Here is a 23,743-nt window from a genome sequence, read left to right on the forward strand (position 1 = left end):
TATATCAGATGTAACATGCCACCCACCTGCAAGTGGTGGGCAACAAATCATTATCAGTGACGGCAATTGATTCCGGAACTGGTATAAACGGAGTTAATAATGAAAAAAAAGAAAAGACATGTGATCTCCCGTATACTTCCCGGCAGCATTGCCCAGGAATTGGAGCTGGCTCCGGGAGACATCCTGTTATCGGTTAATGGACAGCAGGTAGAAGACGTATTTGATTATCGATATCTGATGAATGAAGAATACGTAGTCCTTCAGGTAGAAAAAGCAGACGGAGAGATCTGGGAACTAGAAGTAGAGAAAGAATATGAAGAAGATCTGGGAGTGGAATTTGAAAACGGTCTGATGGATGATTACAGATCCTGTTCCAATCACTGCGTCTTCTGTTTTATTGATCAGATGCCCCCAGGCATGAGGGAAACACTGTATTTTAAAGATGATGACTCCAGATTGTCTTTTCTCCAGGGAAACTATGTGACCCTTACCAATATGAGCGACCATGACATTGACAGGATCATCCAGTATCATCTGGAGCCTATCAATATATCCTTTCAAACCATGAACCCAGAGCTTCGCTGCAAGATGCTCCATAACCGTTTTGCAGGAGACGCACTAAAGAAAGTAAAGCGGCTGTATGAGGCAGGGATCACCATGAACGGCCAGATCGTACTTTGCAAAGGCCTTAATGACGGTGCAGAATTGGAATATAGCTTAGCCAGGCTGGCAGAATATGCCCCGATACTGCAAAGCGTTTCTGTTGTACCGGTAGGACTTACCAAATACAGGGAAGGACTTTATCCCCTGGAACTGTTCGGCAAAAAGGAAGCGCTGGAAACCCTTACGATCATTGAAAAATGGCAGAAGAAGATGAAAGAACAGTATGACATTCATTTTGTCCATGCTTCTGACGAATGGTACATCCTGGCAGAAAGAGAGCTTCCAAATGAGGATTCCTATGATGGATACCTTCAGCTGGAGAACGGTGTAGGCATGATACGACTTCTGGATACGGAAGTACGTCAGGCATTAGGCCAGCTTTCCGGTGATGACCGGAAGGTTACGGGTACAGTTGCAACCGGTGCTCTTGCAGCGCCTTTTATTGCCGGATATGCAGACCTTGTACGGCAGCAATATCCGGGAGTACAGATCCAGGTACGAAAGATCACCAATGAATTTTTCGGGGAGAAGATCACCGTATCCGGTTTGATCACCGGACAGGATCTGCTTAAGCAGCTTAAGGATGTGGAGCTTGGAGAAAAGCTATTGCTTCCATGCAGTATGCTTAGAAGTGAGACAGACGTTTTTCTGGATGATATGACTGTGGAGCAGTTGTCCCAAAGCTTACAGGTAGAGATCGTAATTGTTGATGAAGGAGGGGCAGAACTTGTATCTGCAATGATCCAACCCCCTGACCATAAAAAACGTAGAAGGAGACAGATGTATGAGCAAACCGGTAGTTGCAATAGTGGGAAGGCCTAATGTAGGCAAATCCACACTTTTTAATGTACTTGCCGGGGGCAGGATTTCCATTGTACAGGATACCCCCGGTGTAACACGAGACAGGATCTACGCAGATGTTACCTGGCTGGACAGGACATTTACCATGATCGATACAGGTGGTATAGAGCCTGACAGCAGTGACCTGATCCTTGCACAGATGCGTGAGCAGGCTCAGATCGCCATTGATACGGCAGATGTGATCATTTTTATAACAGATGTACGTCAGGGACTGGTGGATGCGGATGCAAAGGTGGCAGATATGCTGCGCCGGAGTCACAAGCCGGTAGTCCTTGTGGTAAATAAGGTAGACAGCTTCCAGAAGTACATGATGGATGTTTACGAGTTTTACAATCTGGGTATCGGAGAGCCATTTGCCATTTCAGCAGCTAACCGCCAGGGGCTGGGAGATATGCTGGATGAGGTGGTGAAGCATTTCCCAGAAGACAGCACAGATGGTGAGGATGATGATATCCCCAAGATCGCCATTGTAGGCAAGCCTAATGTAGGCAAATCTTCTTTAGTGAACAAGCTTCTTGGAGAAGACCGTGTGATCGTATCGGATATTGCAGGTACCACCAGGGATGCAGTGGATACAAAAGTTACCTGGGAAGGCAGGGATTATGTATTTATTGATACGGCAGGCCTTCGGCGAAAGAAGAATATCAAAGAGGAGATCGAGCGCTACAGCGTGATCCGTACAGTTACAGCTGTAGAGCGGGCAGATGTGGTAGTTGTGATGATCGATGCTTCCGAAGGGGTGACAGAGCAGGATGCCAAGATCGCAGGTGTTGCCCATGAAAACGGCAAAGGCGTGATCATTGCAGTGAATAAATGGGATGCTATTGTAAAGGATGACAAGACTATTTACAAGCATACCAACAAGATCCGTGAGGTGCTTTCCTTTATGCCTTATGCAGAGATCGTTTTTATTTCTGCAAAGACAGGACTTCGTATTTCCAGACTGTTTGAAACACTGGATGCAGTGATCGAGAATCAGAATATGCGTATCCAGACAGGTGTGCTTAATGAGATCCTGTCAGAGGCAGTGGCTATGCAGCAGCCGCCTTCGGACAGGGGCCGCAGGCTGAAGATCTTTTACATGACTCAGGTGGCAGTAAAACCGCCTACATTTGTGATTTTTGTAAACGACAAAGAACTGATGCATTTTTCATACACCAGGTACATTGAAAATAAAATCCGGGATGCATTTGATTTTGGCGGGACTCCGCTGAAATTTATTGTACGGGAACGGGGAGAAAAGGAATAAAGATTATGGAACGATTAATTTGTCTGGGGATCGGCTATATATTCGGCATGTTTCAGACCGGCTACCTGGTAGGAAAATCCCATCATATTGATATTCGCCAGTGCGGCAGCGGCAATGCTGGCACCACCAATGCCCTGCGTACACTGGGCAAAAAGGCTGGAGCCATCACTTTGCTGGGAGATATGTTTAAGTGTGTGCTGGCTATCCTTCTGGTAGATCATCTGTTTAAGAACAATTATCAGGATATACTTCCTCTGTTGGGAATGTACACAGCAGCAGGCTGTGTGCTTGGCCACAATTTTCCATTTTATCTTCATTTTAAAGGAGGGAAGGGAGTAGCTGCTTCTGCAGGGATGCTTCTTGCCCTTGACTGGAAGGTATTCCTGATCGCAGCTGGCGTTTTTCTTATCTTGTTCTTTACGATTCATTATGTCTCTGTAGGCTCTATCAGTGCCTATGTAACTGCATTGATCTGTTTTGTGGTATTTGGAGCAATGGGATGTTATGGCATGGATTTACCCCATACTGTGGAGATGGATGTGGTAATGGGACTGATGACCGTGCTGGCTGTATACCGACACAGATCCAACATATCCAGACTTCTTTCCGGCAAAGAAAGCAAGGTTTATCTTGGAAAAGCCGGTAAGAGAGAATAAAGAATAAACAATGTTTATTTTGATTAAAATTTGGTTAGAAAATAAATGAGGTGAATGCTATGGCAAAAATCAGTGTAATGGGCGCAGGCAGCTGGGGAACTGCTCTCGCAATCCTTCTGAACAATAACGGACATCAGGTGATCCTGTGGTCTGCGCTTGGGGATGAGGTTGCCCTTCTTTGCGAAAAAAGAGAAAATCCTGCAAAGCTTCCCGGTGTGAAGATCCCGGAAGGAATACTGATCACAAAGGATGAAAAACTGGCAATGGATCAGCCGGATGTGGTGATCCTTGCAGTTCCTTCACCGTTTACAAGAAGCACATCCAAACGTCTGGCTCCCTATGTGCGTCAGGGACAGATCATTGTGAATGTTGCCAAAGGGGTGGAAGAGAAAACACTTATGACTTTAAGTGAAATCATTGAGCAGGAGATCCCATGTGCAGATGTATGTGTGCTGTCAGGGCCTAGCCATGCAGAAGAGGTGAGCCGCGGTCTTCCCACCACCTGTGTGGTCAGCTCCCATAAAAGGGCGACGGCAGAGTATCTGCAGGAGATCTTTATGAGCCCTGTGTTCCGTGTGTATACCACACCGGATATTCTGGGTGTAGAGCTTGGCGGCGCTTTGAAAAATGTGATCGCTCTTGCAGCAGGTACTGCAGATGGCCTTGGTTATGGTGACAATACAAAGGCTGCTCTCATTACAAGAGGGATTGCTGAGATCGGACGTCTGGGCGTAAGGATGGGTGCAAAGGCAGAAACCTTTGCCGGCCTTTCCGGGATCGGCGATCTGATCGTTACCTGTGCCAGTGTGCACAGCCGTAACCGTAAAGCCGGTTATCTGATGGGCAAGGGCTACACTATGAAACAGGCTATGGACGAAGTGAAGATGGTGGTAGAGGGTGTGTATTCTGCCAAGGCAGCCAAAGAACTTGCAGAAAAGTATGAAGTGGAAATGCCTATTGTAGATGAGGTGAATAAGATCCTTTTTGAAGATAAGCCGGCAGCAGATGCAGTGATCGATCTGATGCTCCGTGATAAAAAGGTAGAGATTTCCTCTCTGCCCTGGGATGAATAAAGACTGAACCAGAAGTGATATTTAATGTTTGATCATTATAAAAACTGCTGTTTCCTGCGACAGTATAAGGTACTGGATAAAAGGCCTTATACCAGCTACTGGAAACAGCAGTTCTTTTGTTTTAGGTTCTTTTGTTTTAGAAGATCACATCCCGCAGGTCTTCCGGCACGTGGGAGCTGTGGAAGTCTTCGTCTAATGTGTCAATGATAGCCATATCTTCATCTTCAATGGTAAAATCAAAAATATTGCCATTGGAAGCAATCCGATCCGGATGAACAGACTTGGGAATCACGCTGATGCCTTTCTGGATGGCCCACCGAAGACCGATCTGCGCTGGGGTACGGGCATATTTAGTGGCAAGAACACACATCACATCATTGTCAAAATAAGCTCCTCTGGCCAGCGGGGCATAGGCCTGTACCTGTATGCCTTCGGATTCGCAGTATTCGATCAGCTCCCTGGGATAACATAATGGATGGCATTCGATCTGATTCACTGCCGGGATGATGCCGGAAACCTTCTTAAGCTCTTCCAGATGGTGGATCTGGAAATTGCTTACTCCAATAGAAAGGGCACGTCCGGAATCCAGGATCTTCTCCAAAGCCTGCCAGGTGCCAAGATAGCAGCCGGGTACCGGCCAGTGGATCAGATAAAGATCCACATAATCCAGCTTCAGCCGTTCCAGGCTTCTGTAAAAGGCACCGTCAATATCACCTAGGCGCTGGGCAGTATTCCAGACTTTGCTGGTGATAAAAAGGTCTTTTCTTGGGATGCCGCATTTGGCAATGGCCTTGCCAACACTTTCTTCATTCTTGTATACAGAAGCAGTATCGATCAGCCGGTAGCCTGCCTTTACGGCAGCATTAATGGCAGTTTCTGCTTCTGAATCTTCTGTTTTATAAACACCAAGCCCAAGAAGGGGCATTTCTCTGTCGTTGTTAAGAAAAACAGTTGTTCTCAAATCAATCAATCCTCCTCAATACATGTGCGGAAGCTGCACTAAATTCATGTCCTAGTATAACATAGAAATGTGAAAGAGTTAACTCAATTCTATTAAAAAACTACTACAGTCAAATATAGTTGAAAGAAAAAAATGTATTTTTTGGTTGATTTTATTCTTTTATTATGTATAATAATAACCAAAGAAGGAACAAGGTACTTCTTTGCAATGATATCGTTAAAAAGATATCATATACCTGCGCAACAGGTAAATAAACAATATTTGAAGAAAGAGGTAAATGTAAGATGGCTGGAATCGATTTAACAAAATACGGCATTACAGGAACTACTGAGATTGTGTACAACCCTTCTTATGAGATGTTGTTTGAAGAGGAAACAAAGCCGGAACTTGAAGGCTTTGAAAAAGGTCAGGTCAGCGAGCTTGGGGCAGTGGACGTAATGACCGGTATTTATACAGGACGTTCTCCTAAAGATAAGTATATCGTTATGGATGAGAATTCCAAGGACACTGTATGGTGGACATCCGACGAGTATAAGAATGATAACCATCCTGCAACACAGGAAGCATGGCAGGCAGTTAAAGAGATCGCTAAGAAGGAGCTTTCCAATAAGAAACTGTATGTTGTAGATGCATTCTGCGGCGCAAACAAAGACACACGTATGGCTATCCGTTTTATCGTTGAGGTTGCTTGGCAGGCTCACTTTGTAACAAATATGTTCATTCAGCCAACAGAAGAAGAACTGAAAGATTTCGAGCCTGATTTTGTTGTTTACAATGCTTCCAAGGCAAAGGTTGAGAACTTTAAAGAGCTGGGTCTTAACTCTGAGACAGCTGTTATGTTCAACATCACAAGCCGTGAGCAGGTAATCGTTAATACATGGTACGGCGGAGAGATGAAGAAAGGTATGTTCTCCATGATGAACTATTATCTGCCGCTGAAGGGCATTGCTTCCATGCACTGCTCCGCAAACACAGATATGGACGGTGAGAATACAGCTATCTTCTTCGGACTTTCCGGAACAGGTAAGACTACACTTTCCACAGATCCTAAGCGTCTTCTGATCGGTGATGATGAGCATGGCTGGGATGACAACGGAGTATTCAACTTCGAGGGTGGCTGCTATGCAAAGGTTATCAACCTTGACAAAGAGTCTGAGCCGGATATCTACAATGCGATCAAACGTAACGCTCTTCTTGAGAACGTAACACTTGATAAAGATGGAAAGATTGATTTTGCTGATAAGAGCGTTACAGAGAATACCCGTGTATCTTATCCGATCAACCACATTAAGAATATTGTTCGCCCGATTTCTTCTGCACCGGCTGCTAAGAATGTGATCTTCCTTTCTGCTGATGCATTTGGTGTACTGCCGCCAGTATCTGTTCTTACACCAGAGCAGACACAGTATTACTTCCTTTCCGGATTTACTGCTAAGCTTGCTGGTACAGAGCGTGGTATCACAGAGCCTACACCTACATTCTCCGCATGCTTCGGCCAGGCATTCCTGGAGCTGCATCCTACCAAATATGCAGAAGAGCTTGTTAAGAAGATGGAGAAGAGCGGCGCTAAAGCATACCTTGTTAACACAGGCTGGAACGGAACAGGTAAACGTATCTCTATTAAAGATACCCGTGGTATCATTGATGCGATCCTGAACGGTGACATCCTGAATGCGCCTACTAAGAAGATCCCATACTTCAACTTTGAGGTTCCTACAGAGCTTCCGGGAGTTGATCCGGCTATCCTTGATCCAAGAGATACCTATGCAGATGCTTCTGAGTGGGAGACAAAGGCAAAAGATCTGGCTGACAGATTTGTTAAGAACTTTGCTAAATATGAAGGAAATGCAGCTGGTAAAGCACTTGTATCTGCAGGTCCTGAGAAATAATGTGATTTCTGAATTGACACAGAATTGATAAAGGCCTTCCTTCCTCTGGCTGTCCTGGATATTTATCCGGGATACCAGTGGGGGAAGGCTTTTTTATGATGCTGCCGAATCATTCTTGAATATTTTTTTGAAAAAGATTGTTAAAAAGAAAACGAACACATCAGCAAGGTAAAGTGATTAAGTAAAAAAGAATAGAAATGCACATTAAAAAATGCAATATTTGTTTAAAATTCAGTGAATATTCCTTGATAACGGGTTGAAAAGGTTGTATAATGATGATAATTGATAAAATTATGTCATAAGTCTGCCCTTTTGTGGGGCAAAGAGAAAGGAGCATACACATGCACTTGATTAAAGACGAAAATGGCAATCTTGTACAGCATGGACATGAACATACACATGAGCATACACATGCGGACGGAGTGAGCCATTCCCATACACATACACATGAGCACGGAGAAGAGCATGACCATACACACGGGGAGGGTCAGCAGTGCGGTGACCATTGTACATCCTGCCAGGGAGGCGACTGTAAGAATGAAACAGTAGCACTTCTTACTTATATGCTGCAGCATAATGAACACCATGCAGCAGAGCTGGATCAGATGGCAGACAATTTAGAGAAGATGGGCATGGCTGCAGCTGCAAAGACCATCCGCGAGGGAGTTTCTGATTTTCAGAAAGGGAATATGCGTCTTGGACTTGCCCTTACTCTTGTAAAAGAAGAGATCAGCAAATAACAATTATGACAGTGGGTGCATAAGCACGGTTGTTGCAAAGCGGCTGTTTTTACAGCTGTGAATATTAAGGAGGCGTTTGACTATGTGTCTTGCAACCGTTTACAAACAGAGTGATGATTCAGTGATCTTCAAAAATGTAAGCCGTATTGATGTAGATGGCGATAAGCTTGTTCTTCGTGATATCATGGGGGATGAGCGTATTGTAGAAGGCAGTATCCTTATGGTAGATCTTGCCAACAGTATTGTTAAGGTAAAATGTGATTAGCCAGTCATGGCTTCCGCATTCCTACAGGATCGCTGGGACGAATGCGAATCATAATAACAGGTAATAAGGGCTTTTTGGCCTTTAGTTATATAAAGCAAATAATATACGTGGAGGTATGTAAAATGAAATTATCAGAAGCAATGAAAGAAAAGATGCTGCTGTCCTTCGAACTTTTCCCACCGAAGACGGAAAAAGGAATGGCAAATCTTCCTGGAACGATTGAGCACCTGATGAAATATCATCCGGAGTACATTTCCTGTACATATGGTGCAGGCGGCGGAAATGTAGGCGCCAACAGAGAAGTGTGCCAGATGATCAAGAATGCAGGTACTATCCCTGTAACACATTTTACAGTTATTAAGAATACAAAAGACGGTATCAAAGCTCAGCTGGATCAGTATCTGGAAGAGGGCGTTGATCATATGCTTGCACTTCGTGGAGATATTCCACTTGGCGAGACTACTACCTGCGGTGATTTTGATTATGCAACAGACCTTGTTAAGTTTGTTCGTGACCAGTACGGCGATAAATTTGAGATCGCTGTAGCAGGATCTCCGGAAGGACACATTGCATGTCGCAGCCTTGAGAGTGACATTGCAGTCCTCAGACAGAAACAGGACAATGGTGCTGATTATATCATGACTCAGCTTTGCTGGGATATGGAGCAGTTCAAATACTGGCTGGATGCTATCCGTAAAGCCGGTGTTACAATGCCTGTAGATGTTGGAGTAATGCCGATCCTTGATATGTCTGCTACCATTAATATGGCTCTTTCACGTAACGGCTGTGTAATGGATCGTGAGCTTTGCAGACTGATCTCCAGACATTGGCTGTTCCCGAATCCATTTGCAGCAAAAGATGCAGACGGCAAGCCATTTGATATGTTCTATGATGATAAGATCAAAGCATTCAAAGAAGAGGGTATTGAGTATACTATCAAACAGATCGATGAGTATCGTGCACTTGGTGTTGACGGTATCCATCTGTATGCACTTAACAAATGGAAAGATGTTTCTGAGATCATTGACAGATCCGGACTTCGCACACTTGTATAAGATTGCAGCATTATGATAATTGACAGGAGGCATTTAAAGTTATGGCACATGTTATTGCAGTTGCAGGTAAAGGCGGCGTTGGAAAGACCACATTATGCGGAATGCTGATCCAGTATCTCTGCGAACAGGGCAAAGGTCCTGTGCTGGCAGTAGATGCAGATGCCAATTCCAATCTGAATGAGGTTCTTGGCGTAAAGGTGGAGACAACACTGGGCGATGTAAGGGAAGAGATCGCACAGGCAGAACTGGCGAAGGTTAGCCCGATTCCAACCGGTATGTCCAAGGCTGACTATGCTGAAATGCGTTTTGAGGATGCACTTGTGGAGGATGATGATTTTGACCTTCTGGTTATGGGCAGGACTCAGGGCAAAGGCTGCTATTGCTATGTAAATGGCCTCCTGCAGACACAGCTGGCAAAATACCAGAACAATTATCCTTACTTTGTAGTAGATAATGAAGCTGGTATGGAACATATCAGCAGAGGCGTACTGCCCAGCATGCAGACGGCTATTCTGGTGAGCGACTGCTCCAGGAGGGGCATCCAGGCAGTAGGACGTATTGCAAAGCTGATCCAGGAGTGCAACATGCATCCTGATACAGTAGGACTGATCGTGAACCGTGCGCCACAGGGCAAGCTGAATGAGGGGATCCAGGAAGAGATCCGGAATCAGGGTCTTACACTTCTGGGAGTGGTTCCGCAGGATGAGTCTGTTTATGAGTTTGACTGTGAGGGACGTCCCACGGTAGAGCTTCCAGAGGATAATCCTGTAAAGAAAGCACTTCGTGAAATTGCCGGCAAATTAAATCTTTGATTTTTTTTAAATAAAATATCCCATGGGTGGGGATGGGATGTCTGCCCTGGGATCATCTAATATACCCAAGAAGTACATCCATGGTTCTCTTTTGAAAATTGTTCATGCATGGATGTATGATCATTAAGGAGGTTAATAATGAGCGAATTTAAATTGACTACAGTGGAAGAGTTTGAAGCTGCCACAGCCCGTCTTCTTGAGACAGGGGCAAAGGTAGGCGCTGATGCATGGCAGATGCGTGTAAAGAATCAGACTCCTCACTGTAAATTTGGTGAGCAGGGTGTTTGCTGCCGTATCTGTTCCATGGGACCATGCCGTATTACACCAAAGGCATCCAGAGGTATCTGCGGATGTGACGTACACGGTATCGTAGGAAGAAACTTCCTTCGTTTCGTAGCTGGCGGTGCTGCTACCCATTCTGATCACGGCCGTGAGATCTGTATCACACTGAGCCATGCAAAAGAGGGCGGCGATTATCAGGTAAAGGATCCTGAGAAGCTGATCCGTATTGCAAAAGAGTGGGGCGTTGAGACAGAGGGAAGAGATATTTACGATCTTGCTCACGAGATGTCTGAACTTGCTCAGGAAGAATATGGAAAGATCAAAGGATATTCCAGATGGCTTAAAAGAGCTCCTCAGCATACACAGGATCTGTGGCATGCAGCAGGCATTGAGCCAAGAGCGATCGACCGTGAGGTTTCCTGTGCTCTTCATATGACCCATATGGGTAACACCAGCAAGCCGGAGGCTCTGATCCGTCAGTCCCTTCGTAACGGACTTTCTGATGGATGGGGCGGTTCCATGTGCGGAACTGAGTTCTCTGACGTTCTGTTCGGAACACCAAAGCCAATTGACACAGAAGCAAATCTTGGTGTTATGGTTGAAGAGAATGTAAATATCGTTGTTCATGGTCATGATCCAAGCCTTTCTGAGATGATCTGTGAGTATGCAGACAGCAAGGAAATGATCGATTATGCAAAATCCATGGGCGCTAAGGGAATCACTGTATCCGGTGTATGCTGTACTTCCAATGAGGTTGCTATGCGCCGTGGTATTCCGATGGCAGGTAACTTCCTGCAGCAGGAGAACGTAGTGCTTACAGGTGCATGTGAGGCTATCGTTGTTGACGTTCAGTGTATCTTCCCGGCTCTTGGGCCTCTTTCCAAATGCTTCCATACCAAGTTCATCACAACTTCTCCGATCTGCCAGATGCCAGACTCTGATTTCATTGAGTTCCATTCTGACAACGCAGGAGAGACAGCTAAGAATATCGTAAAGCTTGCATGTGAGAACTTCAAGAACAGAAGACCGGAGCTTGTACATATTCCTCAGCTGAAGCATAAAGCAACAGTTGGATATTCTGTAGAAGCTATCGTTAAGACACTTGACGGTGTTACCAACTCTCAGGTTGATGAGACTGGTACAACCAAACCTCTTATTGAGTGCATTACTTCTGGTGTTATCCGTGGAGCAGTTGCTATGGTTGGCTGCAACAACCCGAAAGTAAGACCGGACACAGCACATATTGAACTGATGAAGAAGCTGATCGCAAATGATATCGTGATCATCGCTTCCGGATGTTCCGCACAGGCTGCAGCCCGTGCAGGCCTTATGGACAAAGCTGCAAAGGATCTTTGCGGTGCAGGTCTGAAACGTGTTTGCGAGCTTGCAGATATCCCACCAGTATTACATATGGGCTCCTGTGTTGATATCAGCCGTATGATGATCCTTGCAGCTGAGCTTGCAAAGGATTCCGGACTTAACATTTCCCAGCTTCCTGTTGTAGGATGTGCTCCGGAGTGGATGTCTGAGAAGGCTGTATCTATCGGTAACTATGTAGTAGCTACAGGTCTTGATACCTTCCTTGGTGTAGATCCTTATGTTTCCGGATCTACAGAGGTGGCAGAGCTTCTTACCAGCGGCGTTCGTGACTGGGTAGAGGCTGCTTATACCGTTGAAAAAGACATTGATAAATTAGGCGATCTGATGATCGAGAGAATCGAAGCAAAACGTGACGCTCTCGGAATCTGATAGCAGGAAAGGCGCGATTAACTTATGAAGATAGCAGTAACCGGTAAAGGCGGAGTAGGAAAGACAACTTTTGCGGCAACACTTGCCAGATTATACGCAGATGAGGGGAAGAAGGTTCTTGCAGCGGATGTGGATCCGGATGCCAATCTTGGCCTTGCCCTTGGTTTTGATGAGGATACACTGGATTCCATTGTACCGATATCAAAGATGCGTAAGCTTGTGGAGGAACGTACAGGAGCAAACAGCCGGAATCAGTTCTATACATTGAATCCTAAAGTGGATGATATTCCGGATACCTACGGAAAGACCTGTAACGGAGTAAAACTGCTTGTCCTTGGTACTGTGGAGACAGGGGGAGGCGGATGTGTCTGCCCTGAGCATGTAATGCTTAAAAGGATCATCAGCAATCTTGTGGTTCACAGAGATGATGTGGTGATCATGGACATGGAAGCCGGCCTGGAGCATCTGGGCCGGGGTACCACAGAAAGCATGGATGAGTTTATCGTGGTGATCGAGCCGGGTGCAAGAAGCGTACAGACTTACAAGAATGTTAAGCGTCTTGCAAAAGATCTGGGTGTATCCCAGGTGAAAGTGGTGGCTAACAAAGTGAGAAACTCTGAGGATGAGGAGTTTATCCGCTCCAGGATCCCGGCAGAAGATCTCCTTGGGATGATCCATTACAATACTGAAGTAATGGACGCAGACCGCCAGGGGAAATCCCCCTATGATTTCAGCCAGTCTGTGACGGATGAGATCAGAAAGATCAAGAATAAAATAGATGGGACCATCTGATAACAGATGAGCGATCGGAGGGTTTCCTGTAAATAATGATTCAAGTCTGTAAATAATAGGAGGTATGACAGTGACATTATTTGATAGAGTATTCAGCGGAAATGACGCTGTATATGGTTTAACAGAAGGTGCGATTGATGCTGCAATTGCTCAGTATGGCGAAGACAAAGCAGTAAGCTTCCCTGACACAGCTTACAGCCTTCCATGCTACTATTCAGTAACCGGTTCTAAGGTTACTACCTTAAAAGAATTAAAAGAAGCCCTTGGTGTTGTAAAAACACTGATGACAAGAGAAAAAAGACTGAATGATGCATTTATGTCCGGTGTTGCTACCGCACTTTGCGCTGAGTTCATCGAAGTCCTGAAATATATTGACGGTGCTGTACCATACGAAGAGCCATGTTATGGCCATCTTGCTGATGCAGTGATCCGTGAGCTGGGTGTTCCCCTTGTAACAGGAGATATCCCAGGCGTTGCAGTTATCCTTGGCACAGCTCCTTCTGTAGAAGAGGGTGTTGCTCTTGTAAAGAGCTATCAGTCACAGGGTATCCTTGTAACACTGGTTGGCGGCATCATTGACCAGGTAAAAGAAGCTGGTATGAATACTGGCGCAAATGTACGTGTTATCCCGCTTGGCAAGGATGTTACAGCAGTGATCCATGTAGTATCTGTAGCACTTCGTGCAGCCCTGATCTTCGGTAATGTAACACCTGGTGATGCAGGCACTCTTATGAAATATACCATGGATCGTGTTCCGGCATTTGTTAATGCTTTCGGACCTCTGGATGATGTTGTTGTTGCATGTGGTGCTGGTGCCATCGCACTTGGTTTCCCTGTTATCACAAACGAAACAGAGAACATTTTCCGTGTACCTAAGAGCCTGATCGTTCAGGAGGATGTTAGCAAATTTAATGCTACTTCCCTTGAGGCACGTGACATTAAGATCAAGATCACAAATATTGATATCCCGGTTGCATTTGCATCTGCATTCGAGGGTGAGATCATCCGTCGTAAAGACATGCGTGTTGAGTTTGACGGTTCCCGTGTAGACTGTGCAGAGCTTGTACATACCTGTGACGCTTCAGAGGTTGAGGACCACAAGATCACAGTTGTTGGACCGGAAGTAGACGAGATGGAAGATGGAAGCAAGAACAGCATTGCTTATGTTGTTAAAGTTTCCGGTAAGAACATGCAGCCAGACTTTGAGCCGGTTATCGAGCGTAAATTCCACAACTACATCAACTGTATCGAGGGTGTATACCATACAGGCCAGAGAGACATGCAGCGTATCCGTATCAGCCATGCAGCATTTGATGCAGGATTCCGTATCAAACATATTGGTGAGGTTCTGTATACACAGGTTAAGAATGAGTTTGATGCTGTTGTAGATAAGTGTGAGGTTGTGATCTATACAGATCCTGCTGAGTGTACAAGAGTTCGTCATGAAGTTGCTATCCCGATCTTTGAGAAACGTGATGACCGTCTTGCAAATCTTACAGATGAGTCTGTTGACGTATATTACAGCTGTATCCTCTGCCAGGCATTCTCCCCGTCCCATGTATGTGTGGTAACACCAGAGAGACTTGGACTTTGCGGTGCAGTTTCATGGCTGGATGCTAAGGCTACCTACGAGCTGGATCCGAATGGACCTTGCCAGGTAATTACAAAAGAGCGTCCGATCAACGAAGAACTTGGTGCTTATGAGGATGTTGATGAAGCAGTTCAGAAATTATCCCAGGGTGCTCTGGAGCATGTTACACTGTACTCCATTATGCAGGATCCTATGACTTCCTGCGGATGCTTCGAGTGTATCTGTGGTATCGAGCCATTCTCCAACGGTGTTGTTATCGCAAACCGTGAGTATGCAGGCATGACACCTCTTGGAATGACCTTCTCAGAGATGGCATCCATGACAGGCGGCGGTGTTCAGACACCTGGTTTCATGGGACATGGTAAGCATTTTATTGCTTCCAAGAAATTTATGAAAGCTGAGGGCGGTATCGAGCGTATCGTCTGGATGCCAAAAGAATTAAAAGAGTTTATCGCAGACAAATTAAATGCAACTGCAAAAGACCTTTACGGAATCGACAACTTCACTGATATGATCGGTGATGAGACAGTAGCAACTGATCCGGAGACTCTGGTAGGCTTCCTTACAGAGAAAGGTCATCCTGCACTTGCACTGGATCCAATGATGTAATTGCGGATTTGTCTTACCTGTTTTAACAGGACATGACGTAAAGCTTTGCAGCGGAGGGTAAAGTTTTGGTCTTGTGATCGGCAATCCGGGACAGGGGATATTTTCCCCTGCCCCGGTTTACGATATAGCCTCCGGCAGGATTGCAGAGGTGCGCAGGAGAAGTATGTCATGCAATTGCATGACGCGCACCTCGCAGCAAGAATGCCGAGGCATTCTTGATTCAGGTTTGGATTAACATACAAAAAGGAGATGGAAACAATGTTAATCAACAGAATTTTCAGCGGAAATGACGCTGTTTACGGCCTTACAGAGAAGGCTGTAAACGATGCCGTACAAGCCAATGGCGCAGACAAGGCTGTAGGATTTCCACATACAGCATACTGTCTGCCGTGTTACTATGCTGTTACCGGTGTTAAGATCAAAACACTGGGAGAGCTTAAGGAAGCTCTTGGTGTAGTAAAATCCCTGATGAACAGGGAAGAGACCCTTGACAATGCTCTGATGTCCGGTGTTGCTACAGCTCTGTGCGCAGAGTTTATTGAAGCACTGAAATACCTGGATGGTGCAGAACCTTATCAGGAGCCATGCTATGGCCATCTTGCGGATTCAATCATCCGTGAGCTTGGTGTACCCCTTGTTACCGGCGACATTCCAGGCGTAGCCGTGATCCTTGGATCAGCACCTACAGCCCAGGAAGGCGTAGATCTGATCAAAAGCTACCAGGCACAGGGTATTCTTGTAACTTTGGTAGGCGGTATTATTGACCAGGCACAGGAACTGGGGCTTAAGATGGGATACAATCTCCGTATCGTTCCTCTTGGTAAGGACGTTACCTCTGTGATCCATGTGGTATCTGTTGCACTTCGTGCAGCACTGATCTTTGGTAATGTAACACCAGGGGATGCAGCATCACTGATTTCTTATACCGCTGAGAGGGTACCTGCATTTGTAAATGCCTTTAAGCCGGTAGATGACGTTGTACTGGCTGCAGGAGCCGGTGCGATCAAGCTTGGATTCCCGGTAATCTCCAATGAGACTGAGAATATTGAAGAAGTACCAGGCGCACTGATCGCATGCCCCAATGTAGCAGATTTCAATAAGGTTTCTTTGGAAGCCAGAAATATTAAGATCAAGATCACAAAAGTAGATATCCCGGTTGCATTTGCCTCTGCATTTGAGGGGGAGATCATCCGTCGTAAGGATATGCGTGTGGAATTTGACGGTTCCCGTGTGGACTGCGTAGAGCTTGTACAGACCAAGGCCATGGACGAGGTTGAGGATCACAAGATCACGGTCGTAGGCCCGGAAATCGATACCTTCGAACCTGGCAGCAAACATAGTCTTGCCTACCTGGTAGAAGTAGCAGGAAAGAAGATGCAGCCGGATTTTGAACCGGTTATCGAGCGTAAATTCCACAATTATATAAACTGCATCGAGGGTGTTTATCATACAGGCCAGAGGGATATGTTCCGTATCCGTATCAGTAATGAAGCTTATGAAGCAGGCTTCCGTGCGAAACATTTCGGAGAAGTGCTGTATACCCAGGTGAAGAATGAATTTGAAGCAGTTGTAGACAAATGTCAGGTAACGATCTTTACAGATCCGGCAGAATGTACCAGGATGCGTCATGAAGTAGGTATTCCTACCTTTGACAAACGTGATGCCCGTCTGGAGACTCTTACAGATGAGTCAGTAGATGTGTATTACAGCTGTATCCTGTGTCAGGCATTTTCTCCGTCCCATGTGTGTGTAGTCACACCTGAAAGACTGGGGCTTTGCGGTGCTGTTTCCTGGCTTGATGCAAAAGCTACGAATGAGCTTGATCCAAACGGACCATGTCAGGTGATCACAAAGGAACGTCCTATTGATGAGAACCTGGGGTCTTATGAAGATGTGGATGAGGCAGTTCAGAAGTTCTCACAGGGAGCTCTTGAGCATGTTACCTTGTATTCCATTATGCAGGATCCTATGACTTCCTGCGGATGCTTTGAATGTATCTGCGGTATTGAGCCATTTTCCAATGGCGTGGTGATCGCAAACCGTGAGTATGCCGGTATGACTCCTCTTGGAATGACGTTCTCCGAGATGGCATCCATGACTGGCGGCGGTGTTCAGACACCTGGATTTATGGGACATGGAAAACATTTTATTTCATCTAAGAAATTCATGAAGGCAGAAGGCGGTATTGAACGTATTGTATGGATGCCCAAGGAATTAAAGGACACAGTTGCAGAACGCTTGAATAAGACTGCAAAAGAGCTTTATGGGATTGACAATTTTACGGATATGATCGGGGATGAAACCGTTGCAACAGATCCGGAAGTGCTTGTTGCATTTTTAACAGAACATAATCATCCGGCATTGTCAATGGACCCGATGATGTAGTATAATTATTTTTGAATAATCTAAGGAGGCTTATTAGAAATGCCATTTAATCAGAAACCACAAAAATTTAATGCAAAGATCAATGCGGTTACGGTTGGAACTGGCGATAAAGCAGTTGTTATAGGAGGCAATTCCACATTCCCTTTCTATACATTTGATAATCCGACCGAGAACGCTCCGAAGATCGGTGTTGAGATCACCGATATGGGCCTTGATGATTTTGCTCCTGGAATCAGGGCATATTATGAAGGCTGCACCACCATGGCTGAGATTGCCAAGAAGGCAGCTGCTATGGAAGGTGGAGATTTTGTTGTGCTCAATCTGGATGGCGGAGATCCTAACGGAGCTAACAAATCTACAGAGGAACTGATCGCAGTTGTAAAAGATGTTGCAGAGGCTATTGACTGTCCACTGGTTGTAGAGGGCTGCAAGAATGTGGAGAAGGATGCGGAACTTCTTCCTAAGGTTGCAGAGGCTCTTCAGGGCCGGAACATCATTGTTCTGTCTGAGAAGGAAGAGAACTACAAGGCAATCGGTGCAGCAGCAGGTCTTGCTTACGGCCAGATCGTTGGCGCAGAGTCTGCTGATGATATCAACCTTGCTAAACAGCTGAACGTTGTAACAACACAGTTAGGTGTTGATGCAAAGAAGATCGTTATGAATGTTGGAACAGCTACTGTAGGATATGGTTATGAGTATGTTGTTTCCACTATGGATCGTATCAAAGGTGCAGCACTTTCCCAGAATGATAATATGCTGCAGATGCCGATTATTACACCGGTAGCTTCTGAGACATGGGGCGTAAAAGAATCCGTTGCTTCCGAGGCAGATATGCCTGAGTGGGGATCTGAGGACGAGCGTGGAATTGATATGGAAGTTATGACAGCAGCAGCAGACCTGGCAGCAGGTTCTGATGCAGTAATACTGAGACATCCTCAGTCTGTGGCTACCATCGCCAAAATGATCAAAGCACTTGTGTAATAGTTAGGAGGAAGAAAAGATATGGCACTGAATGGTATTCAGATCTTTAAATTAACACCAAAGAAAAACTGTAAGGAATGTGGATGCCCGACATGTATGGCTTTCTCCATGAAAGTTGCACAGGGCGCAATGAAAATAGAGCAGTGTCCTCATATGTCTGAGGAAGCACTGGCATCTCTGTCTGAGGCTACCGCTCCGCCAATGAAAACCATTAAGATCGGTACAGGCGCAGAAGAGCTTACCCTTGGCGGTGAGACTGTTTTATTCAGACATGAGAAAACATTTGTTAACAAGACCAGATATGCTGTTGAGCTTTGCACAGGCATGGATGATGCCACTGTAGAAGCCAAACTGGCTGAGATCCCGAAGGTTGATTATGACCGTATCGGTGAGAGAATGTATGCTGAGGTTGTATATGTGAACTGCCACGAAGGCGCAGATGCAGCAGCCTATACTGCACTGGTTCAGAAAGCAGCAGGTCTTGGAAGAACTCTGGTTCTGGGATGTACAGATCCTGAGATCGCTAAAGCAGCCCTTGAAGTATGCAAGGACAGCAAACCGGTATTAAACGGTGCAAATGCTTCCAACTACGAGGCAATGAATGCAGTTGCAACAGCTGCTGGCGTTGTACTTGGAGTTTCAGGCAAAGACCTTAATGAGTTATATGATACAACAGCAGCTATCGAGAAGCTTGGCAACAAGAATCTTGTACTGGACGTAACAGGTGCTGATTTAAAAGAGACTTTCGGAAACGCTGTACAGGTTCGTCGTGCAGCACTGAAAGACCAGGACAGAACCTTTGGCTATCCGTCTATCGTTAATCTTGCAAAGATCGCAAGCGGAGATTTCCATCTGCAGGCAGCGCTGGCAGCTGTATTCACTATGAAATACGGTTCCATCATCGTTATGGAGCGTATGACTTATGCAGAAGCACTTCCTCTGTATGGTCTGCGTCAGAACGTATTCACTGACCCGCAGAAGCCAATGAAAGTTGAGCCAGGCATTTATCCGATGAATGGCGGAGATGAGAATTCTATTGTTGTTACAACAGTAGACTTCGCTCTTACATACTTCCTTGTATCCGGAGAGTTGGAGCGTTCAGGCGTTCCCCTTAACCTTGTGATCAATGATGCAGGTGGATTATCTGTACTTACATCCTGGGCAGCCGGTAAATTCTCCGGTAACAGCATTTCTCAGTTTATCAAAGAGAATGTTGAGCCAAAGGTTAAATGCAGAAAACTTGTTATCCCTGGTAAGGTAGCTGTCCTTAAGGGAGATCTTGAGTCCAAACTTCCTGGATGGGAGATCATTGTAGGACCAAGAGAAGCTGTTCAGCTTGTTAAGTTCTTAAAAGACCTTGAAGCTTAAGGCTGTGTACTGTAGAAATTAATAATGTAAAGGAGAACAATACAATGGCAAAATTTGTTACTATTGGTGAGAGACTTTCCACCACAGCTCCCATCGTAAATAAAGCATTTACAGAAAGAGATCCTGAGCCGATCTTAAAAAGAGCAAAACAGCAGCTGGATGCAGGTGCTGTATATCTTGATGTAAACATCGGACCTGCTGAGAATGATGGCGAAGACCTGATGAAATGGGCTGTAAAGCTTCTTCAGGAGAATTTCGACAATGTTCCGCTTGCTCTTGATACTTCCAATAAGAAGGCTATCGAGGCTGGTATTTCCGTATACAACAGAAGTAAAGGAAAACCGATCGTAAACTCTGCTGATGCAGCAGGAAGAATTGAGAACATCGACCTTGCAGCAGCTAACGATGCTATCGTTATCGCTCTTTGCAATGGCGAGGGTATCGCAAAAGACAATGATGAGCGTATGATGTATTGCCAGATGCTTCTTGAAAGAGGTATGGAGCATGGTATGGAGCCTACAGATCTGTGGTTCGATCCTTTGTTCCTGGTAGTAAAAGGTATGCAGGACAAACAGATGGAAGTTCTGGAAGCTATTAAGATGTTCTCTGATATGGGATTGAATTCTACAGGCGGTCTGTCCAACAACAGTAACGGTATGCCGAAGAACATCCGTCCGATCATGGATTCTGCACTGGTAGCCATGGCTATGATGCAGGGATTAACTTCCGCTATCGTAAACCCGAATGACCTTCGTCTGATGGAGACAATTAAATCCTGTGACGTATTCAAGGGCAACACCCTGTATGCAGATTCTTACCTTGAGCTGTAATTTACAGTTCGAAGATCTATATACAGAAATAACATGGGCTGGGGCTTCGGCCTCAGCCCTTTTTTTCGAGAAAGGTGGTTGCTGATGTTTAAGATAACATTTGCATTTGAAGATGGCAGTGTGGTAGAGACGTATGCCAATGCGGGGGATAATTTACTTGAGATTGCAAGAGATTCCAATGTGGCCATCGATGCACCATGTTCCGGAAACGCCTCCTGCGGCAAATGCCGGGTACAGTTAAAAGAGGGAGAGCTTGACAGTAAAAAGACATTACATATCAGTGATGAAGAGTATGATCTTGGATGGAGGCTTGCCTGCGTTAGTAAGATCATTGGGGATGTAACTGTTCTGGTGCCTGATATTGCATCTGCATATAAAAGCAGGATGAAGGTTGCTGACCTAAGCTCAAAGGAAGAAATCGCTATTTTTGAAAGAGCGAAAGAAGATGTTGAACTTACAGGAATTGAATTGAGAAATAGTCTGGATGTGATCGAAGTGTCCATGGATGAGCCCAGTCTTGAGGATACCATGCCAGACAATGAAAGACTTACCAGGGCATTAAAAAAATATATGAATCTGAAACAGGTACGGATCCCTTATATGGTGCTGAAAAAGCTTCCGGATGTATTAAGAGAGAATCATTTCAAAGTGAAATGTGTAGTCCGTACAACACCAAGTGATCTGTTTGTATATGATATTTATGGCATGGATGAAAAAGTGACCATCGGCGGACTTGCCATTGATATAGGTACAACCACAGTATCCGGTGTACTGATCAATATGGAAACAGGAGAGATCCTTGCAAAGGCATCCTCAGGTAATGGACAGATCCGTTTTGGAGCGGATGTGATCAACCGTATTATTGAGCAGCAGAAGCCGGGTGGAAAGAAGAAGCTTCAGGATGCCATCATCAAGGAAACCATTAATCCAATGATTGCCCAGATGTGTAAAAGTTCCGGGCTTCGTGCAAGTCAGATCTATCGGATGTGCGTAGCATCCAATACAACTATGAATCATCTTTTTGCAGGAGTGAATGCAGATCCTGTCCGTATGGAGCCTTATATTCCTGCATTTTACAAAACCAATTCCCTGTTTGCTTCTGATCTGGGGATTGCAGTTAATAAAGACGCACATATTATTATTGCGCCAAATATCGGAAGCTATGTTGGAGGAGATATTACAGCCGGTACATTGGTAAGCATGATCTGGAACAGACCGGAATTTTCCCTGTTTATTGACTTGGGTACTAATGGAGAGCTAGTATTTGGAAACTCTGACTTTATGATGAGCTGTGCTTGTTCTGCAGGACCTGCCTTTGAGGGCGGTGATATCAGCTGCGGTATGCGTGCCACTGACGGGGCTATTGAAGCCTGCACCATTGACAAGGAGACCATGGAGCCTTCTTACAGTGTGGTAGGAGAACCGGGCACAAAACCTGTAGGACTTTGCGGTTCTGGTATTATTGATGTGATCAGTGAACTGTTTATGTGCGGGATCATCAATCCTAAGGGCAAGTTTGTCCGTGAAGGTAAGAGGATCAGACATGACAAATATGGAATGGGCAGCTATGTGATCGCCTTTGAAGAAGAGGCCGGATCTGTTAAGGATGTGGAGATCACAGAGGTGGATATTGACAACTTTATCCGTGCCAAAGGTGCTATTTTCTCAGCTATCCGCACCATGCTCAGTTCCCTTGATTTTGATGTATCCATGATTGATGATGTATATGTTGCCGGTGGCATCGGAAGCGGGATCAATATGCGAAATGCAGTAAATATTGGTATGTTCCCGGATATTCCACTGGATAAATTCCATTACATCGGTAACTCTTCACTGACAGGTGCTTATTTGATGTTGCTTTCCACTGCAGCTGAGAAAAAGACATATGAACTGGCTTCCAACATGACATATATGGAGCTTTCTACAGTTCCCACTTATATGGATGAATTTGTAGGAGCCTGCTTTATCCCTCATACAGATACAGGAATGTTTCCGGACGTTATGAAGGATCAGCAGAACAGAAAGTAAGAGTTAGATGGAGGACAAAATGCCATTTACCATTGAAGATTTAAATTACGAAAAGGACAGCAAGGAGCGGATGCCCTGGGAGCACTATCTGGAACAGTATGGACAGGCAGATCCTCAGGTACTAGGGGAGAATCTGGGGATTCTTTATGATCAGGAGAACAGATGCTTTACACTTACATTCCTTGGCACTGTCTATCATATTACTTATCCGGATTTTCAGGTAAGCCACGAGGAGGATGACAAAGGCTTTTATCCGCTGGAGGAGATGATCTATGCCAAGATCCTTACCATCCGTTTCCTTTTGAACGGTATGAAGTCCTGTGGATCCGGTAATTTCAAAACCTACAGGGAAATGCCCTGGGGGGAGGTATATCTCCGCCAGTTTGACGGCAGATGTATCAAAAGGCTTGCTTTTACTTACGGGAACAGAATCGGTGATTTTAAGAAAATCATGGAGCATATCCATGCAGAACCTGTGAAATATGGGGATATTGCCTATGAAGTGGCTATTTACCCAGGCTATCAGATCCGTATGATCCTGTGGGAAGGGGATGAGGAGTTTCCGCCTTCTTCACAGATCCTGTTTTCAGATAATTTCCCAGTTTCTTTTGCAGCAGAGGATATGGCAGTGATGGGTGATGTGATCATTGGTTCTCTGAAAGCGTTTTTGAAAGTTGCTTGATTAAGACGGGAAATCCTGTTTTAATAAATTAGATATTTATGCGGAGGCGTTCCGATGAAAAGCGGAGCGTATAAAAAGGAGGTAATTCAATGGGGTTCAAAACTGACATTGAAATCGCACAGGAATGCGAAATGAAGCCGATCACTGAGATCGCAGAAAAAGCAGGGATTGATGACAAATACCTGGAGCAGTACGGAAAGTACAAAGCAAAAATCGATTACA

The 23,743-nt window shown here is 45.2% G+C and carries 20 protein-coding genes; 19 read left to right on the top strand and 1 reads right to left on the bottom strand.

Annotation, left to right across the window (positions count from 1 at the left end):
• Positions 1-99: 99 nt before the first annotated feature.
• The 4 genes from G5B11_RS07170 to G5B11_RS07185 are packed head-to-tail and all read left to right on the top strand — an operon-like array spanning position 100 to position 4,502.
• The gene (locus tag G5B11_RS07170) at positions 100-1,485 is read left to right on the top strand and encodes a DUF512 domain-containing protein (protein WP_173727380.1); all 1,386 of its coding nucleotides are present in this window, start codon (positions 100-102) and stop codon (positions 1,483-1,485) included.
• Positions 1,448-2,773, top strand: coding sequence for a ribosome biogenesis GTPase Der (der, locus tag G5B11_RS07175; RefSeq protein ID WP_173727381.1), 1,326 nt, complete (start codon positions 1,448-1,450; stop codon positions 2,771-2,773). Before G5B11_RS07170 ends, der begins: the two co-directional genes overlap by 38 nt.
• Before the next feature lie 5 nt (positions 2,774-2,778).
• Positions 2,779-3,429: a glycerol-3-phosphate 1-O-acyltransferase PlsY gene (gene plsY, locus G5B11_RS07180; protein WP_173727382.1), complete on the top strand. Its 651-nt coding sequence runs from the start codon at positions 2,779-2,781 to the stop codon at positions 3,427-3,429.
• 59 nt (positions 3,430-3,488) lie between these two features.
• Positions 3,489-4,502 carry an NAD(P)H-dependent glycerol-3-phosphate dehydrogenase gene (locus G5B11_RS07185; protein ID WP_173727383.1) on the top strand — a complete coding sequence of 338 codons (1,014 nt, stop codon included), beginning with the start codon at positions 3,489-3,491 and terminating at the stop codon, positions 4,500-4,502.
• A 136-nt stretch (positions 4,503-4,638) separates the two neighbouring features.
• Here G5B11_RS07185 and G5B11_RS07190 read toward each other — a convergent pair whose 3' ends face one another.
• Positions 4,639-5,463 (bottom strand): aldo/keto reductase, encoded by an 825-nt coding sequence (locus tag G5B11_RS07190; RefSeq protein WP_274603239.1) that lies wholly within the window; start codon positions 5,461-5,463, stop codon positions 4,639-4,641.
• 284 nt (positions 5,464-5,747) lie between these two features.
• Here G5B11_RS07190 and pckA point away from each other — a divergent pair, with 284 nt between their 5' ends.
• The 15 genes from pckA to G5B11_RS07265 all read left to right on the top strand — a co-directional run.
• Positions 5,748-7,352, top strand: a complete 1,605-nt coding sequence (gene pckA, locus G5B11_RS07195; protein ID WP_173727384.1) for a phosphoenolpyruvate carboxykinase (ATP) — start codon at positions 5,748-5,750, stop codon at positions 7,350-7,352.
• 341 nt (positions 7,353-7,693) lie between these two features.
• Positions 7,694-8,092 (top strand): cobalt transporter, encoded by a 399-nt coding sequence (locus G5B11_RS07200; protein WP_158420450.1) that lies wholly within the window; start codon positions 7,694-7,696, stop codon positions 8,090-8,092.
• An 82-nt stretch (positions 8,093-8,174) separates the two neighbouring features.
• A complete protein-coding gene (locus tag G5B11_RS07205; protein WP_158420449.1) occupies positions 8,175-8,357 on the top strand; it encodes a CooT family nickel-binding protein in 183 nt (60 codons plus the stop codon).
• Positions 8,358-8,479: 122 nt separating this feature from the next.
• Entirely contained in the window at positions 8,480-9,412 is a 933-nt protein-coding gene (locus G5B11_RS07210; RefSeq protein WP_158420448.1) for a methylenetetrahydrofolate reductase, read from the top strand.
• A gap of 41 nt (positions 9,413-9,453) precedes the next feature.
• Complete coding sequence (locus G5B11_RS07215) at positions 9,454-10,224, top strand: ATP-binding protein (protein ID WP_173727385.1); 771 nt, start codon at positions 9,454-9,456, stop codon at positions 10,222-10,224.
• Between the two features lie 138 nt (positions 10,225-10,362).
• Positions 10,363-12,255, top strand: a complete 1,893-nt coding sequence (gene cooS / locus G5B11_RS07220) for an anaerobic carbon-monoxide dehydrogenase catalytic subunit (RefSeq protein WP_158420446.1) — start codon at positions 10,363-10,365, stop codon at positions 12,253-12,255.
• 24 nt (positions 12,256-12,279) lie between these two features.
• Complete coding sequence (locus G5B11_RS07225; protein WP_158420445.1) at positions 12,280-13,047, top strand: ATP-binding protein; 768 nt, start codon at positions 12,280-12,282, stop codon at positions 13,045-13,047.
• A gap of 70 nt (positions 13,048-13,117) precedes the next feature.
• A complete protein-coding gene (gene acsB, locus G5B11_RS07230) occupies positions 13,118-15,247 on the top strand; it encodes an acetyl-CoA decarbonylase/synthase complex subunit alpha/beta (RefSeq protein ID WP_173727386.1) in 2,130 nt (709 codons plus the stop codon).
• 258 nt (positions 15,248-15,505) lie between these two features.
• Entirely contained in the window at positions 15,506-17,632 is a 2,127-nt protein-coding gene (acsB, locus tag G5B11_RS07235; RefSeq protein ID WP_173727387.1) for an acetyl-CoA decarbonylase/synthase complex subunit alpha/beta, read from the top strand.
• A gap of 39 nt (positions 17,633-17,671) precedes the next feature.
• Positions 17,672-18,613 (top strand): acetyl-CoA decarbonylase/synthase complex subunit delta, encoded by a 942-nt coding sequence (gene acsD / locus G5B11_RS07240; RefSeq protein ID WP_173727388.1) that lies wholly within the window; start codon positions 17,672-17,674, stop codon positions 18,611-18,613.
• A gap of 21 nt (positions 18,614-18,634) precedes the next feature.
• Complete coding sequence (gene acsC / locus G5B11_RS07245; protein ID WP_173727389.1) at positions 18,635-19,981, top strand: acetyl-CoA decarbonylase/synthase complex subunit gamma; 1,347 nt, start codon at positions 18,635-18,637, stop codon at positions 19,979-19,981.
• A gap of 44 nt (positions 19,982-20,025) precedes the next feature.
• On the top strand, positions 20,026-20,811 hold the full coding sequence (acsE, locus tag G5B11_RS07250) for a carbon monoxide dehydrogenase/acetyl-CoA synthase methytransferase subunit (RefSeq protein WP_158420439.1): 786 nt from the start codon (positions 20,026-20,028) through the stop codon (positions 20,809-20,811).
• A gap of 84 nt (positions 20,812-20,895) precedes the next feature.
• On the top strand, positions 20,896-22,839 hold the full coding sequence (acsV, locus tag G5B11_RS07255; protein ID WP_173727390.1) for a corrinoid activation/regeneration protein AcsV: 1,944 nt from the start codon (positions 20,896-20,898) through the stop codon (positions 22,837-22,839).
• Positions 22,840-22,858: 19 nt separating this feature from the next.
• Positions 22,859-23,521, top strand: a complete 663-nt coding sequence (locus G5B11_RS07260) for a DUF3786 domain-containing protein (RefSeq protein WP_173727391.1) — start codon at positions 22,859-22,861, stop codon at positions 23,519-23,521.
• An 89-nt stretch (positions 23,522-23,610) separates the two neighbouring features.
• On the top strand, positions 23,611-23,743 hold a 133-nt coding region (locus G5B11_RS07265; RefSeq protein WP_173727392.1), incomplete at its 3' end, for a formate--tetrahydrofolate ligase.

Origin of the sequence: Blautia glucerasea, assembly GCF_013304385.1 — a bacterium.
In the GTDB taxonomy this organism is placed as follows: Bacteria; Bacillota; Clostridia; order Lachnospirales; family Lachnospiraceae; genus Blautia_A; species Blautia_A ammoniilytica.

What these genes read in the sequence shown, in the direction of transcription:
- G5B11_RS07170 (WP_173727380.1), top strand. Translation starts at nt 100, where the DNA reads ATGAAAAAAAAGAAAAGACATGTGATCTCCCGTATACTTCCCGGCAGC.
- der (WP_173727381.1), top strand. Translation starts at nt 1,448, where the DNA reads ATGAGCAAACCGGTAGTTGCAATAGTGGGAAGGCCTAATGTAGGCAAA.
- plsY (WP_173727382.1), top strand. Translation starts at nt 2,779, where the DNA reads ATGGAACGATTAATTTGTCTGGGGATCGGCTATATATTCGGCATGTTT.
- G5B11_RS07185 (WP_173727383.1), top strand. Translation starts at nt 3,489, where the DNA reads ATGGCAAAAATCAGTGTAATGGGCGCAGGCAGCTGGGGAACTGCTCTC.
- pckA (WP_173727384.1), top strand. Translation starts at nt 5,748, where the DNA reads ATGGCTGGAATCGATTTAACAAAATACGGCATTACAGGAACTACTGAG.
- G5B11_RS07200 (WP_158420450.1), top strand. Translation starts at nt 7,694, where the DNA reads ATGCACTTGATTAAAGACGAAAATGGCAATCTTGTACAGCATGGACAT.
- G5B11_RS07205 (WP_158420449.1), top strand. Translation starts at nt 8,175, where the DNA reads ATGTGTCTTGCAACCGTTTACAAACAGAGTGATGATTCAGTGATCTTC.
- G5B11_RS07210 (WP_158420448.1), top strand. Translation starts at nt 8,480, where the DNA reads ATGAAATTATCAGAAGCAATGAAAGAAAAGATGCTGCTGTCCTTCGAA.
- G5B11_RS07215 (WP_173727385.1), top strand. Translation starts at nt 9,454, where the DNA reads ATGGCACATGTTATTGCAGTTGCAGGTAAAGGCGGCGTTGGAAAGACC.
- cooS (WP_158420446.1), top strand. Translation starts at nt 10,363, where the DNA reads ATGAGCGAATTTAAATTGACTACAGTGGAAGAGTTTGAAGCTGCCACA.
- G5B11_RS07225 (WP_158420445.1), top strand. Translation starts at nt 12,280, where the DNA reads ATGAAGATAGCAGTAACCGGTAAAGGCGGAGTAGGAAAGACAACTTTT.
- acsB (WP_173727387.1), top strand. Translation starts at nt 15,506, where the DNA reads ATGTTAATCAACAGAATTTTCAGCGGAAATGACGCTGTTTACGGCCTT.
- acsD (WP_173727388.1), top strand. Translation starts at nt 17,672, where the DNA reads ATGCCATTTAATCAGAAACCACAAAAATTTAATGCAAAGATCAATGCG.
- acsC (WP_173727389.1), top strand. Translation starts at nt 18,635, where the DNA reads ATGGCACTGAATGGTATTCAGATCTTTAAATTAACACCAAAGAAAAAC.
- acsE (WP_158420439.1), top strand. Translation starts at nt 20,026, where the DNA reads ATGGCAAAATTTGTTACTATTGGTGAGAGACTTTCCACCACAGCTCCC.
- acsV (WP_173727390.1), top strand. Translation starts at nt 20,896, where the DNA reads ATGTTTAAGATAACATTTGCATTTGAAGATGGCAGTGTGGTAGAGACG.
- G5B11_RS07260 (WP_173727391.1), top strand. Translation starts at nt 22,859, where the DNA reads ATGCCATTTACCATTGAAGATTTAAATTACGAAAAGGACAGCAAGGAG.